Source organism: Endozoicomonas sp. ALC013, assembly GCF_049310205.1.
Taxonomy (GTDB): domain Bacteria; phylum Pseudomonadota; class Gammaproteobacteria; order Pseudomonadales; family Endozoicomonadaceae; genus Endozoicomonas.
The window spans coordinates 1-1,319 of the sequence record NZ_JBLYNS010000384.1 but is presented as its reverse complement, the minus strand read 5'-3'; the positions used below and the strand labels follow the sequence as shown (position 1 = coordinate 1,319).

Annotated in this window: 2 protein-coding genes; both read left to right on the top strand. The window is 41.8% G+C overall.

Annotated elements, in window-relative coordinates; genetic code table 11:
* A partial coding sequence (locus ACO6V1_RS23990; protein ID WP_422469120.1) for a hypothetical protein occupies positions 1-189 on the top strand: 189 nt, incomplete at its 5' end.
* A 260-nt stretch (positions 190-449) separates the two neighbouring features.
* On the top strand, positions 450-1,319 hold an 870-nt coding region (locus ACO6V1_RS23985; RefSeq protein ID WP_422469118.1), incomplete at its 3' end, for a hypothetical protein.

Here is a 1,319-nt window from a genome sequence, read left to right as displayed (position 1 = left end):
AGGCAGTTTGAGCAGGTCGCGGGTTTTCATGGTTTGAAAGCACTTCTTATGCAGTGGTTGAGGTGGGAGTTTATTCGATGGTTGTGGGAAAACCAAGCTGTACCAAAAAGATACAAAAAAACGGCACCATTTTCCCGTATAACATTCACCACAAATTGCAGCAAAGGTACGGTTTGGTACCGTTTTTGAGGCTCAGGTTACAATCAAATTGTAACCTAAAAAATTTTCAATCAGTCTTACTCATTGATTTCATTGTCAAAATTGTCCGAATGAAATTCGTACCACATATCATGAGTCAGTAGTTGTATATTATGTAACTTATTGATTCTTGTCGTCTTTAAATATCCCTTTTATAACGATTAAGTATCATTTAGTATCATATAAAGACGTTATTTGTAACCTAAATTGCAACCTGAAAATAATAATTTGATACATAGGGATATTGTTGTATGACTATTTCCTGCCAAAAAAGGAAGCGGAAAAGCGGTAATGTTTATCGTTATGTGGTGACTGTTCGCAAGAAACACTTTTCCGCTACGGAGAGCCTGACTTTCCCAGATAAAGCATCAGGCAGAGCCTGGGCAAAAGCCGTTGAAGAAGAAATGCAGGAACAGTCGTTAAATGCCGAGCAGGACAGCCTTCGATATGAGTCTGCTAAATCCAGGTCAGGCGATATTACTTTGAATCAGTATCTGGAAGCGTATTGCCGGAAAATGGAATCGCCTCCGAAAAAGAGCCGAATCAGTTATCGGGATATGCAGGCCATCAAATTCTGGCAAAAATGCTGGTTAACTGAGAAACGCTCAAAAGAAATTACTGGAGATATGTTGATTGATCTTCTGGATGAGCGATTAGAAAAAGTAACGCCTGCCACCAACCATCTTTATGTATCTGTGTTGCGTCGTGCTTTGGATTTTCAAAAACGGGTTGGCCTGTATTTCAGACGGTTTATTACCGATGATCTGATGAAAGAGCTTTGGAAGCTGAAGCTGGCGGGCAAGTCGAAAGAAGACGATACGCGCCCAACAGAGCATCAGCTGTATCTGCTTTATAAAGAGTTTCTGGAGGGGTACAACAACCCAAGGGCAAAAGTACCTTACCACCATCTGATGTTATTCAGCATATACAGTGCATTTAGGGAAGGGGAGATTTGCAATATTCGCTACAGCGACCTGGATGTGGAAAACGGCGAGGTCATTATCCGGGACAGGAAAGACCCCAAGAAGAAATACGGCAATCACCAGAAAGTGCCACTGTGCCCGGTCTGTCTAGAGATCATTGCCATGCAGCCCAGGATTAAAGGTGAAGACCGGATTTTT